We start from the raw sequence: 15,794 nt of genomic DNA on the forward strand, positions 1-15,794 counted from the left end.
CGCCCTGGTCGCGACCAAGGTCCCTCCCACATATGTCCCCTCGAACTTAGAGCCCCTTGATCAACTCCCGATAATCCTCGACCGCCGCAAACTCTTCAGTGTCTTTGGGTCCTTTCTGGCTGTTGGGCTGGCGGACGGCGAGCAGGTGAGCGACGCCGAACGCGCGGGCGCTGCGCAGCACCGGCAAGGTATCGTCGATGAACAGGCTGCGCGCCGGATCGAACTGTGTATCGGCCCGAAGCGCATCCCAGAACTGCGCGTTTTCCTTGGGAAAACCGTAGTCATGCGAACTGATCAAACGCTCGAAATAAGGCGACAGCTCGATTCGCTCCATCTTCAGGCTCAGCGAGTCGCGGTGTGCGTTGGTGATCATCACCACGCGCTTGCCCGCTTGCTTGATCGCAGCGAGAAAGGTTTCGGCGTCCGGCCGCAGGGCGATCAGGTGCGCGATTTCCAGCTTCAGCTCGCGGATCGGCATTTTCAGTTCCCGGCTCCAGAAATCCAGGCAGTACCAGTTGAGCGTGCCGGCGTTGTTCTCGAACAAAGGCTTGAGCTCCAGCCAGGCCATGGCGAAGCTGATGCCGTGTAGCTCGGCATAACGCTGCGGCAGGTGCTCCAGCCAGAAATGATCGTCGTAGTGCAGATCGAGCAGCGTACCGTCCATGTCCAGCAGGACGGTATCTATGTCGTTCCAGGGCGTAGGCAGCATTCTGGCCTCGTAACGGTGGGTGAGCGAATCAAGCATATCCGAGACAGACAATCGGAAAAGCCACGGTATAGTAACCCGTCCATGCATAGGAGCCCGTCATGCGCCAGAAACCTACCGTACTTGCCCGCGCGATCGTCGCCAGCAGCCGGCTGTTCCGCGTAGAAGAGCTGCAGCTGCGTTTCGCCAACGGCGTCGAACGCACCTACGAGCGGCTGGTCGGTCGCGGCTCGGGCTATGGCGCGGTCATGGTCGTCGCGATGCTTGATGCCGAGAACGCGATTCTGATCGAGGAATACTGCGGCGGCACCGATGCTTATGAGCTGTCGCTGCCCAAGGGGTTGATCGAGCCGGGAGAAGACGTGCTCGCCGCCGCCAACCGCGAACTGAAGGAAGAAGCCGGCTACGGCGCACGGGTGCTGGAGCACCTGACCGAGCTGTCCCTGTCACCCGGCTACATGAACCAGAAAATCCAGGTCGTGCTGGCGACGGATTTGTATGAAGAGCGCCTGGAAGGCGACGAGCCCGAGCCGATCCGCGTCGACCGCATTAATCTGCGCGAACTCAGCGGTCTGGCGCAGAACGAGCATTTCACCGAGGGGCGCGCACTGGCCGCGCTTTACCTGACTCGGGATCTTTTGACTCAACGTGGACTGTTCCAACCATGACCGATTCGTTCGACACGCTCCCGCACCCGCTGCTCGCCCCGGTCATCGGACTGGTCCGACTGGCGGGCGAACTGACCTTGCCGTTCTGGCGCGCCAATGTGACCGTCACTGAGAAGGCCGATCAGTCTCCCGTAACCGCCGCCGACATCGCCGCGCATCAAGTGCTGGCCGAAGGCTTGCGGGAACTGGACCCGACCATTCACGTACTGTCCGAAGAAGACGCGGACATCTCGCTCGCCGAGCGTGCCGGCTGGGAACGCTGGTGGCTGGTGGACCCGCTGGATGGCACCAAGGAGTTCATTTCCGGCAGCGAGGAATTCACCGTAAACGTGGCGCTGATCGAACGCGGGCGTGTGGTGTTCGGCGTGGTCTGCACGCCTACCGACAACCGCTGCTGGTTCGGTGGCGATGGGCTGGGCGCCTGGCGCAGCGATGACGGCCAGCAGCACACGCCGATTGCTGTGCGTAACCAGCCGGCCGAAGGGCAGGCCTTTACCGTGGTCGCCAGCCGGCGTCACTCCAGCCCCGAGCAGGAGCGCCTGTTGAACGGTCTGAGTGCGGCCGGGCTGGGACCGCTGGAAATGACCAACATTGGCAGTTCGCTCAAATTCTGCCTGTTGGCCGAAGGTGCCGCCGACTGCTACCCGCGTCTGGCACCGACCTCGCAATGGGACACCGCCGCCGCGCAGGGCGTGCTGGAAGGCGCCGGGGGCGCGGTGCTGCAACTCGACGGCCAGCCGTTCAGCTACCCGCCTCGGGAATCGCTGCTCAATCCGTTCTTCCTGGCCCTGCCGGCCAAAGCGCCCTGGCGCGAAAAGCTGCTGGAATTGGCGCAGGGCTGAACGCCGCGGATAAACCGATCGCCAGCAAGCTGGCTCCTACATGATCATCGCCGGCAATCTGGCCTTGCGTGATCGGCGCTGTCTGTGGGAGCCAGCTTGCTGGCGATGAAGGCAACGCCCATCACCGATGCAACACGTACTGCCCGGTAAACCGCACTGCATCTTCTTCACGGTCCTGCGCGGTGATGCGGGTTTGCAGGATCAGGCGGGCGCGGCCGCGGCGTTGATAGGTGGCGATGAACCGGTTCCATTGCGCCTCCTCCGGCGCATCGCACAGCACGATGGCATCCCCGCGCACCGGCAGCGGATAACTGATCTGGCCGTCCTGAATCACGATGTGCCCATCCTCGATCCCCGCTTCGCGCAGCCGCAGATGCAGCCAGCCCCAGCCCGCCAGCACCGCGCCACAATACAGGCTGCCGCCGAACAGCGTGCTCTTGTGATTGACGTTGGGCGCTAACGGCAAATGCAGACGCAACCGCTGCCCGTTCCAGTCCATGACCCGCAACCCCAGTTCGCGCGTTAGCGGAATGTCCTGATGCAGCACGGCTTCCAGGTCCTGCGCCGCCGTCGAGTCATTCCTGCTCATCGGCCGCTCCGTTACTGTCCCCAAAGCTCAGGCCATGCTTGCGCAACTTGTCATGCAGCGTCTTGCGCGGCAGACCCAGTGCTTCGGCCAGACTGCGAACCGAGCCATGCGGCCGCGCCAGTTCCGCGGCGATCAGGGCTCGCTCGAAACTCTCGACCTGCTCGCTCAAGCCGCCACTGGCCGGCGTCATTTCCGGCGCTTCGCTGCCTTCCAGCTCCAGTTCCAGGCCCAGCGCGAAACGCTCGGCGGCGTTTTGCAGTTCCCGGACATTGCCCGGCCAGTTATGCCGCAACAGCACCGCACGCTGCGCGGGTATGAGTTCGCGCTTGGGAATGCCGTGGCGCGCGCTGGCCGCGTCGGCGTAATGCTCGAACAGCATCAGGGCGTCGTCGCCACGCTCGCGCAACGGCGGGATGCGCAGCGATGCCACGTTCAGCCGGTAATACAAGTCAGCGCGGAATCGTCCCTGATCGGCCGCCTGACGCAGGTCTTCCTTGGTGGCGGCGATGATGCGGATGTCCAGCGGGATCTGCTGGTTGCTGCCCATTCGCTCGACGACCCGCTCTTGCAGCAAGCGCAGCAGTTTGACCTGCACATCCAGGCTCATGCTCTCGATTTCGTCGAGGAACAGCGTGCCGCCATTGGCGAACTCGAACTTGCCGATCCGCCGCTTCTGCGCGCCGGTAAAGGCGCCCGGCTCATGACCGAACAGCTCGCTCTCCACTACCGATTCGGCCAGCGCACCCGCGTTGATCGCCACGAAGGGCCCGTTGCGGCGGTTGGACAAATCATGCAGCGCGCGGGCCACCACTTCCTTGCCCGCGCCGGTTTCGCCCAGGATCAGCACGTCGGCGCGGGTTCCGGCCAGCGCGCCGATCTGTTCGCGCAGACGCAGCATCGGTTGCGACTGGCCGACCAGACGGGTGCTCAGTTGCTGGCGGTCGCTGAGCGCCAGGCGCAGGCTGCGGTTGTCCAGCACCAGACGGCGCAGGGCCAGGGCGCGGCGCACGCTGTCGAGCAGCGCGTCGCTGGCGAAGGGCTTTTCCAGAAAGTCGTAGGCCCCGGCCCGCATGGCTTGTACCGCCAAGGGCACGTCGCCGTGGCCGGTGATCAGCAGCACCGGCAACTCCGGGTCTTGGCCGTGCAAGTGATTGAGCAGTTCCAGCCCGTCCATGCCGGGCATGCGAATGTCGCTGACCACCACGCCCGGCCAGTCGCGCCCGATACGGCCGGCCAGGCCCGTGGCTTCGGCCAGGGTCATGACTTTGAGCCCGGCGAGGTCAAGCGTCTGGCTCAAGGCCTGGCGCAGGTGCGAGTCGTCGTCGATCAGCACTACTTGTATCTGGCTGTCGATGGCGGTGTCCGAACTCATGCGGAAAGATCCTCTTGAAGATTGGCCCCGGAGGCTCCGGCACGCAGTTTCAGGGTCAGCAGCGCGCCGCCGCTGGCATGGTTGGCGAACAGCAATTCGCCGTCGAGCGCGCGCATCAGCGTATCGCAGATCGCCAGCCCCAGACCCAGCCCTTGCGTGCGGGTCTTGGTGGTGAAGAACGGCTCTCGTGCGCGTGCCAGCGCTTCTTGGGTGAAACCGGGGCCGTTGTCGCGAATGTAGAGGTTGACGCCCTCGCTGGTCCGCTCGGCACTTATCCACAATCTGCGCGGCGGACCTTTTTCGGTCAGCGCGTCGAGGGCGTTGGCGAGCAGGTTGCCGAGTACCTGGCGCAAGCGGGTTTCGCCCGCTTGTACCCACAGCGTAGCGTCCGGCACGTCGCGGATCAGCTCGACTTCCATGGCGCGCCGACGCTTGGCCAGCAGGGCCAGCGCATCGTCGAGCGCCGGTTGCAGCGCGACGCTCTCCGGAGCGTGCCGGTCGCGGCGGGCGAAGGCCCGAAGATGGGCGATGATCGACGCCATGCGCCCGGTCAGTTCGCTGATCAGCTTGAGATTGCCGCGCGCATCTTCGATCCGCTGGTGATCGAGCAGCACGCCGGCGTTTTCCGCGTAACTGCGAATCGCCGCCAGCGGTTGGTTGAGTTCGTGGCTGATGCTGGCCGACATGGTACCCAGCGCCGACAGCTTGCCGGCCTGGACCACTTCGTCCTGCGCGCGCACCAGTTCCTGCTGCGCCTGCTCACGTTCAAGCACTTCCTGACGCAAGCGGCTGTTGAGGCCTTCCAGATCACTGGTGCGTTCGACCACGCGCATCTCCAGTTCGCGCCGAGCCCTGGCTTCGAACGCGATGCGGTCCAGGTAATGCCGTCGCCGCTGCATGACCAGACTCAACAGCAGCATCAACACCAGCAGGGCCGCGCCGCCAACCGCCACCACGGTTCGCACCTGCCGGTCGACCAGCGCGCGGGGCGCCATGATGCTCACGTTCCAGCCAGTCTCTTCGATGGCCTGGCTCTGGGTGATCCAGGCGCGTTCATCGAGCCCCAGCGGTCGCGGGTCGCGGGTCGGGTACGGCTGGATGGCGACAATGGCTTTCTTTTCGTCTTCGCTCAACTCACGGGTGGCCCGAAAACGCCATGCCGGGTTGGATGTCAGCACCACGACGCCGTTCTGGTCGGTCAGCAGCAACTGCTCGGGCGTCTTGCCCCACAGGGTTTCGGTGTGGTCCAGATCGACCTTGACCACCAGCACGCCGATGACCCGTTCGCCATCGTGCACGGGCGCTGCGAAGAAATAGCCACGCTTGACCGACGTCGTACCCAGGCCGAAGAAACGTCCGAGCTTGCCGGCCAGCGCATCGAAGAAGTAGGGCCTGAACGAGAAGTTGCGGCCGACGAAACTGTCGCGCTGGTCCGAATTGGACGCGGCCAGGGTCAGTCCGTCGCTGTCCATGAGGTACATGACGTCGGCGCCGGTCTGGCGAGTGATATCACGTAACAGCCGATTGGCGTTCTCGCGGGTCGGCTGATCCTGCGGGGCGGCGAGCGCGGCACGCAATGCCGGCAAATCGCCGAGGATCTGCGGCAGGGTTTCGTAGCGATGCAGGGTGCCCAGCAGGTTGGCGACGTACAGGTCCAGGGTCTGGCGGTTCTGACTCGCCAAAACGCCGCGATAGTAACGCTCGGCCAGATGTTCCAGCGGCCAGAGCAGCGGTGCCAGACAAAGCGCCAGCAGCGCGAGACTGCGCCAGCGCGGGCGATGTGGAGCGGGGGTGTTCATGCTCATGTGCGGATGGCCGGGCGGATGCGTCTTGAGCCGGGCGATAGCTGTCCGGCTGGCGAACCCGCATTATGCCTGCCGCCGGGTTGCCAGGCACTCCCGTGGGAGGCAGCTTGCTGGCGACGAACGATGATACGGTGGTTCAGTCGCACCGCGTCGCGCCGGTCGCGACCAAGGTCCCTCCCACAAGGATCGCATTCCAGACTGGTAGCGAAGAAAGCCCAGACACCGCAGTTCGGCAATGCGCCGCGCCGGTCAGGCCGCGTACATCCTGTACGCGGGCCGGCCGGTGACGAGGAGGGTCAGGGGAACAGGTCCGCCTCCTGCAGACTCTTGCCTTGCTGATCCTTGGCCGACAGCTTGGGCTCGGTCGCCAGTTGCCAGTCGATCGCCAGGTCCGGATCGTCCCAGCGAATGCAGCGCTCGGCGGAGGGGGTGTAATAGTCGGTGGTCTTGTACAGGAATTCCGCGTAGTCGCTGAGCACAACGAAGCCGTGGGCGAACCCTGGCGGAATCCACAACTGCCGGAAGTTATCAGCGGACAGCTTCACTCCGACCCACTGGCCGAAGGTCAGCGAGCTGCGGCGGATATCCACGGCGATGTCCAGCACTTCGCCCGCCGTGACCCGGACCAGCTTGCCCTGAGCGTTTTCGATCTGGTAATGCAGGCCGCGCAGCACGCCCTGTTGCGAACGTGAGTGGTTGTCCTGCACGAAGCGAGGCGCGAGGCCGGTCGCCTGCTGGAAAGCGCGCTCGTTGAAGCTCTCATAGAAGAAGCCCCTTTCGTCGCCGAACACCTTGGGCTCGAGGATGAGGACTTCGGGCAACTCTGTGGCAATCACATTCACTTGGCTTCCCCCGCCAGCTTGAACAAGTACTGACCATAACCGGTTTTGCCAAAATAATCGGCATGTCTGAGCAAAAGCGCTTCGTCGATCCAGCCGTTCTGGAAGGCGATTTCTTCCAGACAGGCGACTTTCAGGCCCTGACGATGCTCGATGGTCTGCACGTACGCCGAGGCGTCGAGCAGGCTGTCGTGGGTGCCGGTGTCGAGCCAGGCGAAGCCGCGCCCGAAGCGTTCGACCCGCAGATCGCCGCGCTTGAGATAGGCATTGTTGACGTCGGTGATCTCCAGCTCGCCACGGGGCGAAGGCTGCACATCCTTGGCGATCTGCATGACATCGTTGTCGTAGAAATACAGACCGGTCACCGCGTAGCTGGACTTGGGCGCCTTGGGCTTTTCTTCGATGGACAGCGCTGTGCCGTTCTCGTCGAAATCCACGACCCCGAAGCGTTCCGGGTCCTTGACCCAGTAACCGAACACCGTGGCGCCTGTAGGCTGGGCGGCGGCGCGGTGCAATTGCTCGCTGAAATGCTGGCCGTGAAAAATGTTGTCGCCCAGGATCAGGCAGACCGGGTCATCGCCAATGAACTCCTCGCCGATCAGGAACGCCTGAGCCAGGCCATCCGGACGCGGTTGTTCGGCATACTGGAAGCGCACGCCAAACTGGCTGCCATCGCCCAGCAGGTTGCGGTACTGAGGCAGGTCGTGAGGCGTGGAGATGATCAGAATGTCGCGGATGCCGGCCAGCATCAGCACCGAAATCGGGTAGTAGATCATCGGTTTGTCGTAGATCGGCAGCAACTGCTTGGAAATGCCGAGGGTGATCGGGTGCAGTCGGGTGCCGGAACCTCCGGCGAGTACGATGCCCTTGGTCATGCGATCAGATCCTTGTGGTCAGTGAAACCCAGTCGTTCGCCTTGGTAGCTGCCATCCTGGACCCTGCGGCACCAGTCCGGATTTTCCAGATACCAGGTCACGGTCTTGCGCAGTCCCGACTCGAACGTCTCTTCGGGTTTCCAGCCCAGTTCCCTCTCGATCTTGCCGGCATCGATCGCATAACGCTGATCGTGTCCGGGCCGGTCCACCACGTAGGTGATCAGATCGTTGTAATGGTTCACACCGGCAGGCCGCTGCGGCGCCAGCTCTTCCAGCAGCGCGCAGATCCCGCGCACCACGTCGATGTTCTTCTGCTCGTTATGGCCGCCGATGTTGTAGGTTTCGCCGATCTTGCCTTCTGTCACGACCTTCAGCAGCGCGCGGGCGTGGTCTTCCACGAACAGCCAGTCGCGAACCTGCTGGCCGTCGCCATAGACCGGCAGCGGTTTGCCCGCCAGGGCGTTGAGGATCATCAGCGGGATGAGCTTTTCCGGAAAATGGAAAGGGCCGTAGTTGTTCGAGCAGTTGGTGACCACCACCGGCAGCCCGTAGGTGCGATGCCAGGCGCGGACCAGATGATCGGAAGCTGCCTTGCTGGCGGAGTAGGGCGAGCTGGGCGCGTACGGCGTGGTCTCGGTGAACAGATCGTCGACCCCGTGCAGGTCGCCGTACACCTCGTCTGTGGAAATATGGTGGAAGCGAAACGCCTTGCGCTCGGCCTCGGGCAGCGTCAGCCACCAGCTTCGGGTCGCTTCCAGCAGGCTGTAGGTGCCGACGATGTTGGTCTGGATGAACTCCGAGGGCCCGTCGATGGAACGGTCCACGTGGGACTCGGCCGCCAGATGCATGATCGCCTGGGGCTGGAAGCGCTCCAGCACCCGGCTGACGGCGGGCTGGTCGCAGATATCCGCCTCGACGAACTCGTAGCGCGTGTCGGTGGCGATGCCGTGCAAGGATTCGAGGTTGCCGGCGTAGGTCAGTTTGTCGAAGTTCAGGACTTCATGTTCGGTGTTGCTGATGAGGTGCCGGATCAGTGCAGAGCCGATAAAGCCTGCGCCGCCAGTGACGAGAATTCGCATGAGCTGGTCATCTTCCTTATATGGCCTGGATGTTGTGCAGCATAGCCTGTGCATCTAGGGACCCTGCGCAAGCAGCATTGACCATCGGCACGCTTTACGTGATGAAATCTATTGATGGCGGCTTACGTGTATGTCGGAAAACCGTCACTCTGCTGACACAGCGGCGGGAGTGGTGGCCTGACGTCACCGGCCCTATAGTTGTGCGACGCCCCCGTCCCGCCGGGACCACTGACAGAGGTTGCACATGCCGCTCGCCACACTCGTTCGCCGCTCCAGCCTGCCTTGCCCTGACATTGGCGTTGAAGTCGCGCGAAACGTTCTGCAGCATCACTACGGATTGGGCGGCACACTCAAAGAACTTGGCAGTCAGCAGGATCGTAATTTCCTGCTCGATACTGGCACGCTTCGCTACGTGCTCAAGATCTGTCATGGCGATTATTCCACCGTCGAACTGCAGGCTCAGCATGCTGCCTTGCATCACCTGGGCAGCGAACTGGAAGTGCAGGTCCCGCAGGTGATCGGCACGCTCAGTGGCGAGCAACTGCTGTCACTCAACCTCGACGGTCAGCCGGTGCACGTCCGGGTCCTGAGCTTCATCGACGGGCAATCGCTGGCGCATGTGGGGCATTTGCCGCGCGACGTGGTGACACGGCTTGGCGAAGTCTGCGCCCGCGTCGATCAGGCGCTGGCCGGTTTCGAGCATCCGGGGCTGGATCGCGTGCTGCAATGGGACCCGCGTCATGCCCTGGCGCTGGCCAGGCATCTGCTGCCGGTGGTCGAGGATGCCGACGAGCGTGCCTGCCTGCTGGAGGCGAGCGAGCAGGCGCATCGGCACCTGTTGCCGCTGATCAGCGCGCTGCCTGTGCAGGCGGTCCATCTGGACATCACCGAACACAACGTAATGTGGGCGCGCACGGCCGAGCGGCAGTGGCGGATGCAGGGCATCATCGACTTCGGCGACTTGGTCACGACCTGGCGGATCGCCGATCTGTCGGTGACCTGCGCGGCGCTGTTGCACCATGCCGAAGGCGATCCGCTGTATATCCTGCCGGCCATTGGTGCCTATCACGCCATCAACCCGCTCAAGCCCGAAGAACTGCAGGCCTTGTGGCCGCTGATCGTCGCCCGCTCGACCGTGCTGGTGCTCAGCGCCGAGCAGCAGGCCAGCGTCGAACCGGAAAACGCCTACATCCAGGCCAATCTGGCGGGCGAATGGAACATCTTCGACGTCGCGACTTCGGTCCCGATGGCGTTGATGCAAGCAGCGATTCTTCGCGCAGTGGGCATCGAGCCTGAGCCGGTTGCGCAGCCTGCTTACCTACCGTTGTTGCCTCAGCTCGACGCAAGGATGCTGATACGGGTCGACCTGGGTGTACTCAGCGAGCATTTCACGGCGGGCAACTGGGAGCAGAGCGGCATTGACGAATACCTGCTCAGCCAGGCCGCTGGAAACAGCGGCTGGGCGGCGAGCCGGTTCGGCGAATATCGGCTATCGCGCACCGTTCCGGACAGCGCCGTGGAACCGGAAACCTGCGCCTTGCATGTGGAATTGCACTTGCCACCGGCGACTGCGTTGCAGGCTCCATTCCCCGGCACGTTGCGCCTGACCGCCGACGCGTGTCTGGTGCTGCAAGGCGAGCAGGTTAGCCTGAGACTGTGGGGCGCCTTCTCCGAACTGGCCTCGGGAACCACGCTGGCCGCGGGCGACAACCTCGGCGAGGCGGCCGGGTCCTTGCTGGTGCAGCTGTGCACCGCGCCTGAGCTGAGTCCGCCGTTGTTCGCCCGCCCGTCCTGGGTCGACGCATGGCGTGGGTTCTGTCCGTCGCCGTCCGTTTTGCTGGGGGTGGACTGCGACGCGCCGCCGCTCGCCGATCCTGTCGAACTGCTGGAGCGCCGCGACGCCAGTTTCGCCCGCTCGCAAAAGCACTACTACCAGGCACCGCCGCAGATCGAGCGGGGCTGGCGCAACCACCTGATCGACATGCAGGGCCGCTCCTATCTCGACATGCTCAACAACGTGGCGGTGCTCGGCCACGGCCACCCGCGCATGGCCTCCGAAGCGGCACGTCAGTGGTCGTTGCTCAACACCAACTCACGCTTTCATTACGCGGCCATCGCCGAGTTTTCCGAGCGGCTGCTCAAGCTGGCGCCGGAAGGCATGGACCGGGTTTTTCTGGTCAACAGCGGCACCGAAGCCAACGACCTGGCGATTCGCCTGGCCTGGGCCTACAGCGGCGGGCGCGACATGTTGAGCGTGCTGGAGGCCTACCACGGCTGGTCGGTCGCCACCGATGCGATTTCCACCTCCATCGCTGACAACCCGCAAGCGCTGACCACACGGCCCGACTGGGTCCATCCGGTGACTGCGCCCAACACTTATCGCGGCCCGTTTCGCGGTGAAGACACCACCGCGCAGTATGTGCAAAGCGTCGAACAGACCTTGGCGAACCTGGACCGACAGGTCGCCGGCTTCATCTGCGAACCGGTGTATGGCAATGCGGGCGGGATTCCGCTGCCGCGCGGCTATCTGCAACAGGTCTACGAAAAAGTCCGCGAGCGGGGCGGGGTGTGCATCGCCGATGAAGTACAGGTGGGCTACGGGCGTCTCGGTCATTATTTCTGGGGTTTCGAAGAGCAGGGCGTGGTGCCGGACATCATCACCATGGCCAAAGGCATGGGCAACGGCCATCCGCTGGGCGCAGTGATCACTCGGCGGGAGATCGCCGAGGCGCTGGAAGCAGAGGGCTATTTCTTCTCGTCGTCCGGCGGCAGCCCGGTCAGTTGCCGGATCGGCATGGCGGTGCTGGACGTCATGGAAGAAGAAAAACTGTGGGACAACGCTCGGGAGGTCGGCGACCGCTTCAAGGCCCTGCTCGAAGGCCTGATCGATAAACATCCGCTGGTGGGCGCCGTGCACGGGATGGGGTTCTATCTGGGCGTGGAATTCGTTCGCGACCGCCAGAGCCTGGAACCGGCGACCGAAGAAACCGCGATCCTGTGCGACCGGCTGCGTGAACTGGGCATCTTCATGCAGCCCACGGGTGACTATCTCAACATCCTCAAGATCAAACCGCCGATGTGCACCACGATCCAAAGCGTTGAATTCTTCGTGAGCATGGTGTCGAAGGTGTTGAGCGAGTTGGAGGCCTGACCGGTGATCCGATGGGTCCGGATCGCGGATGAATCCGCTCCTACTCGACTTATATCGGCCATTTAATTTTGATTTGTCAGAAGCGGGCGTCGATTTGGCTTCAAAAGCCGATTTCTATCGGCTATAAAAGCGCCCTGAATCTTTGTGAACCCCTCGACGCTTCGCTGGAGTCCCGACCATGACCACACTCACCACCACGCCACGCGCCGACGGCTTTCACATGCCCGCCGAGTGGGCGCCGCAAAGCCAGATCTGGATGGTGTGGCCCGAACGGCCGGATAACTGGCGTCTGGGCGGCAAACCCGCGCAGTCGGCGCATGTTGCCGTCGCCAAAGCCATCGCCCGCTTCGAGCCGGTGACTGTCGCCGTGTCCGCAGCGCAATACGACAACGCGCGGGCGCGTCTGGACATGCCCAACATCCGCGTCGTGGAAATCAGCAACGACGACGCCTGGGTGCGCGACAGCGGCCCGACCTTCGTCATCAACGACCAGGGCGAAGTGCGCGGCGTGGACTGGGACTTCAATGCCTGGGGCGGTTTCGACGGTGGCCTGTACTCGCCGTGGAACCTGGACTCGCAGCTCGCGCGCAAGATCATGGAAATCGAGCGCTGCCCGCGTTATGTCACCGAAGGTTTCGTGCTTGAAGGCGGTTCGATCCACGTCGACGGCGAAGGCACGCTGATCACAACCGAAGAATGCTTGCTCAACCGCAACCGTAACCCGCACATGACCCGCGAGCAGATCGAGCAGGTGCTGAGCGACAACCTGTCGGTGGACAAGATCGTCTGGCTGCCGGATGGCCTGTTCAACGATGAAACCGACGGCCATGTGGATAACTTCTGCTGTTACGTGCGGCCTGGTGAGGTGTTACTGGCCTGGACCGATGATCCCGAAGACCCCAACTACGCTCGCTGCCACGCGGCGCTGAACGTTCTGGAAAACACCCGCGACGCGAAAGGTCGGGCCTTCATCGTGCATAAAATGCCGATTCCAGGTCCCTTGTTCGCCACCGAGGAAGAGTGCGCAGGCGTCGATCAGGTGCACGGAAGCCAGGAACGCAACCCTTTGGTGCGTTTGGCCGGTTCCTATGTGAATTTCCTGATCGTCAACGGTGGCATCATCGCACCGAGCTTTGACGACCCGATGGACGAGAAGGCGCGGGAAATTCTCCAGCAGCTCTTTCCGGAACACGAAGTGGTGATGGTACCGGGTCGTGAACTGTTGCTCGGCGGCGGCAACATCCATTGCCTGACGCAACAGCAACCAGCGTCTGTCAAAGCCGCGTTGTAAAGCCCTCTATTGCGCAAGGGACCTGCCACTCTGGTCCCGTTTTTGCTCCTTCAAGCCCATCACCTGATGGGCTTTTCTTTAAGTAACACTTTTAAAGCTGGCTATTGGTCATCAGGTGGCAAAACGCCGATTTCATTCTCTGGAATGTCACACAGCGTGGGTAAATTGGCCGCTCATGAACGAAGAGGTAGTCCCCATGAACGCAGGTATCGGCATTTATCGGGCTCGCAATATGTCTGCCAGTAACGAAGCTCGCCACACCCTGGCGAATTGGCTGAGGATGAATCGACCTCTCAGAATGCCCACGGATATTCGCACCATGTTGGTGCATCGATATCCGGCGGGACTGCTCAATGACGCCGAAGTCGAGGCACTTATCGACGTAATCGACGACTAACGCCGCTGAAAACCGCTCTGCGACGCACATTTCGCTGATTGACACTCCGTAAGCCTTGCGAATAGCATTTGGCTCCCACCGGCTGTGGCAATGAGCCATGTACGTGCATCAGTAGACCACTGCGATGATTGCGTGCGGCTTCTTCTGCTCCTGTATCAGGAGTCGAGAAGCCCGGGATGGCCTTCGGGCTGTCGCCACAGCGTTTTATCCGCAGAAAAGGAAAACAAGATGCGTCATCACCGTTTGGGCTTGCTCGCACTGGGCATCATCAGCGCAGGTCAAGCCATGGCCGCGAATCAGGCTGACTCCAAAGGCTTCGTGGAAGACAGCAGCCTGGTCATCAACACTCGCAACGCTTACATCAACCGTGACAACAAGCACGGCGCTGAAGATCGCGGCGAGTGGGGTCAGGCGTTCATGGGTATCTTCAACTCCGGCTTTACCCAGGGCACCGTCGGTGTGGGCGTCGACGCATTCGGCTTCTACGCAATCAACCTGGACTCCGACCGTTCGCGCAGTGGCGCCGGCGGTGTCGACTTCTTCAAGCGTGATTCCAGCGGCGACCCGGCCGAAGACCTGGCTCGCGTGGGCGCGGCAGTGAAAGTCCGCTACTCCAACACCGTGATCAAGTACGGCGACCAGATGCCGCAACTGCCGGTGCTGAGCTACGACAATGGGCGTTTGCTGCCGGAAACTTACACCGGCACCATGATCACTTCGAATGAAATCGAAGGCCTCGAACTGGTTGCTGGCCGTTTCACTTCCCAGGTGCGTAAAAGCGCCACTGGTCACGACAGTGGTGGCCTGAAAAGCATCAACGTCTACGGTGGTAGCTACAAGTTCACCCCTGAGTTCACCGCTGCGTTCTATGCGTCCGATGACGAAGACACGTTGAAGAAGCAGTACCTGAACCTGAACTACGTGTTCGCGCTGCCGCAGGATCAGTCCCTGACCCTGGACTTCAACGGCTACAAGACCAAGCTGGACAAGGACTACGCGAACGAAAACTTTGATGGTGAGCGTGACAACAAGATCTGGAGCCTTGCGGCGACCTGGGCTGTCGGCATTCACTCCTTCACTTTGGCTCACCAGCGCAGCACCGGTGACACTGCCTACTATCCCTACAGCGGCTACCGCAATGTTGGCGGTACCAGCGATGGCGGCAACACCATCTACCTGGCCAACTCCTACTGGTCCGACTTCCATGCCAAGGACGAGCGTTCCTGGCAGGTGGCCTATGGTATCGACCTGTCGACGCTGGTCACTCCAGGCTTGAGCTACAAGACGGCCTATGTACGTGGCACCAACATCGACGACGGTACGGATCGTGGCAACGGGAAAGAGCGTGAAATCTTCAGTCAGCTGACCTATACCGTGCAGAGCGGCCCGGCGAAGGATCTTTCCATCCGTCTGCGTAATTCGTTCCTGCGCGTTTCCAACAACGCCAGCAACTACAACGCCGACGGTAACGAAACCCGTATCTTCGTCGACTACCCGATCAACGTCTTTTAATGACGTAAGCGCGTAGCGGTACAAGAATGCCCCGGTCTGTTGATCGGGGCATTTTCGTTTGTGCGCTACGTCCGTTAGAGCGGATCAGTCGTTCAGCGTAAACGCATGGAGCGCAAGGGAGAAGACACCAAGAAACACCCAGAAAAAACTGAACAGCCATGGCGCTCGCTTGGAGAACATCAGCGACTTCTTCGGCCCGGTCTCGCTGGATTCCCAGTCGCTGAACAACGGCGAATCGTCATACGCCAGACCGATCACCGGCTCGCTGCGCAGCAACTGCGCCTGCTTGTGATGCCAGTGCATGATGATGTCGCACGCCGCCCGGATTCCCGGCCAGGCGCTCACGGAGTTCAGCAGCCCGAACAGCGCGATCATCGGCGGGATAATCAGCGTGAACAATACGCCCCAGTCAGGATTCACGTTCGCCATGGTCGAGCCGTAGGCGATCACCAGGAACGACTGCGCCGACAGATAGGCGTTGGTGCGGTTGGACAGATTCGTCGTCTCGTAATGGATTTCCCGCCGGTAGAAATCCAGTCGCTCCTTGGGGGAACCGAACAGCCTGACGTTCTGCTCTTCGACGACGTGCTGCGGCGTCTCGTCAGTGATGATTCTGGGCACAGCCGTTACCAGGTTTTTAAGGACAGTCGGTAGACCCTGCGTTTTAT

Annotated in this window: 14 protein-coding genes; 6 read left to right on the forward strand and 8 right to left on the reverse strand. The window is 62.2% G+C overall.

Annotation, left to right across the window (positions count from 1 at the left end; translation table 11 throughout):
- Positions 1-46 precede the first annotated feature (46 nt).
- Positions 47-709 carry a GMP/IMP nucleotidase gene (yrfG, locus tag TRP66_RS07590; RefSeq protein ID WP_333400876.1) on the reverse strand — a complete coding sequence of 221 codons (663 nt, stop codon included), beginning with the start codon at positions 707-709 and terminating at the stop codon, positions 47-49.
- 98 nt (positions 710-807) lie between these two features.
- On the opposite strand from yrfG, the gene nudE reads away from it, so the two are divergent.
- Positions 808-1,374, forward strand: coding sequence for an ADP compounds hydrolase NudE (gene nudE / locus TRP66_RS07595; RefSeq protein WP_333400877.1), 567 nt, complete (start codon positions 808-810; stop codon positions 1,372-1,374).
- On the forward strand, positions 1,371-2,216 hold the full coding sequence (gene cysQ, locus TRP66_RS07600; protein ID WP_333400878.1) for a 3'(2'),5'-bisphosphate nucleotidase CysQ: 846 nt from the start codon (positions 1,371-1,373) through the stop codon (positions 2,214-2,216). The genes nudE and cysQ overlap by 4 nt, the downstream gene beginning before the upstream one ends.
- A 121-nt stretch (positions 2,217-2,337) precedes the next feature.
- Here the strand turns inward: cysQ and TRP66_RS07605 are convergent, their stop codons facing one another.
- The 6 genes from TRP66_RS07605 to rfbB all read right to left on the reverse strand — a co-directional run bounded on the left by TRP66_RS07605 (position 2,338) and on the right by rfbB (position 8,775).
- Positions 2,338-2,805, reverse strand: a complete 468-nt coding sequence (locus TRP66_RS07605) for a thioesterase domain-containing protein (RefSeq protein ID WP_333400879.1) — start codon at positions 2,803-2,805, stop codon at positions 2,338-2,340.
- On the reverse strand, positions 2,792-4,177 hold the full coding sequence (locus tag TRP66_RS07610) for a sigma-54-dependent transcriptional regulator (protein ID WP_333400880.1): 1,386 nt from the start codon (positions 4,175-4,177) through the stop codon (positions 2,792-2,794). The genes TRP66_RS07605 and TRP66_RS07610 overlap by 14 nt, the downstream gene beginning before the upstream one ends.
- Positions 4,174-5,976 carry a sensor histidine kinase gene (locus TRP66_RS07615; RefSeq protein ID WP_333401328.1) on the reverse strand — a complete coding sequence of 601 codons (1,803 nt, stop codon included), beginning with the start codon at positions 5,974-5,976 and terminating at the stop codon, positions 4,174-4,176. Before TRP66_RS07615 ends, TRP66_RS07610 begins: the two co-directional genes overlap by 4 nt.
- 302 nt (positions 5,977-6,278) lie before the next feature.
- Positions 6,279-6,824, reverse strand: a complete 546-nt coding sequence (gene rfbC, locus TRP66_RS07620; protein ID WP_333400881.1) for a dTDP-4-dehydrorhamnose 3,5-epimerase — start codon at positions 6,822-6,824, stop codon at positions 6,279-6,281.
- Positions 6,821-7,696 (reverse strand): glucose-1-phosphate thymidylyltransferase RfbA, encoded by an 876-nt coding sequence (rfbA, locus tag TRP66_RS07625; RefSeq protein WP_333400882.1) that lies wholly within the window; start codon positions 7,694-7,696, stop codon positions 6,821-6,823. The genes rfbC and rfbA overlap by 4 nt, the downstream gene beginning before the upstream one ends.
- Positions 7,693-8,775 carry a dTDP-glucose 4,6-dehydratase gene (rfbB, locus tag TRP66_RS07630; protein ID WP_333400883.1) on the reverse strand — a complete coding sequence of 361 codons (1,083 nt, stop codon included), beginning with the start codon at positions 8,773-8,775 and terminating at the stop codon, positions 7,693-7,695. The genes rfbA and rfbB overlap by 4 nt, the downstream gene beginning before the upstream one ends.
- A 244-nt stretch (positions 8,776-9,019) precedes the next feature.
- Between rfbB and TRP66_RS07635 the strand changes: the two genes are divergently transcribed.
- From TRP66_RS07635 to TRP66_RS07650, 4 genes are all read left to right on the forward strand, one after another.
- Positions 9,020-11,926, forward strand: coding sequence for an aminotransferase (locus TRP66_RS07635; protein ID WP_333400885.1), 2,907 nt, complete (start codon positions 9,020-9,022; stop codon positions 11,924-11,926).
- Positions 11,927-12,104: 178 nt separating this feature from the next.
- Complete coding sequence (gene aguA / locus TRP66_RS07640; RefSeq protein ID WP_333400887.1) at positions 12,105-13,217, forward strand: agmatine deiminase; 1,113 nt, start codon at positions 12,105-12,107, stop codon at positions 13,215-13,217.
- Positions 13,218-13,413: 196 nt separating this feature from the next.
- Complete coding sequence (locus TRP66_RS07645) at positions 13,414-13,614, forward strand: hypothetical protein (protein ID WP_333400888.1); 201 nt, start codon at positions 13,414-13,416, stop codon at positions 13,612-13,614.
- Positions 13,615-13,842: 228 nt separating this feature from the next.
- Positions 13,843-15,126, forward strand: a complete 1,284-nt coding sequence (locus TRP66_RS07650; protein WP_333400890.1) for an OprD family porin — start codon at positions 13,843-13,845, stop codon at positions 15,124-15,126.
- Between the two features lie 84 nt (positions 15,127-15,210).
- Here the strand turns inward: TRP66_RS07650 and TRP66_RS07655 are convergent, their stop codons facing one another.
- Positions 15,211-15,747: a hypothetical protein gene (locus tag TRP66_RS07655; protein ID WP_333400892.1), complete on the reverse strand. Its 537-nt coding sequence runs from the start codon at positions 15,745-15,747 to the stop codon at positions 15,211-15,213.
- Positions 15,748-15,794 lie beyond the last annotated feature (47 nt).

This window comes from Pseudomonas sp. JDS28PS106, from assembly GCF_036706555.1.
Taxonomy (GTDB): Bacteria; Pseudomonadota; Gammaproteobacteria; order Pseudomonadales; family Pseudomonadaceae; genus Aquipseudomonas.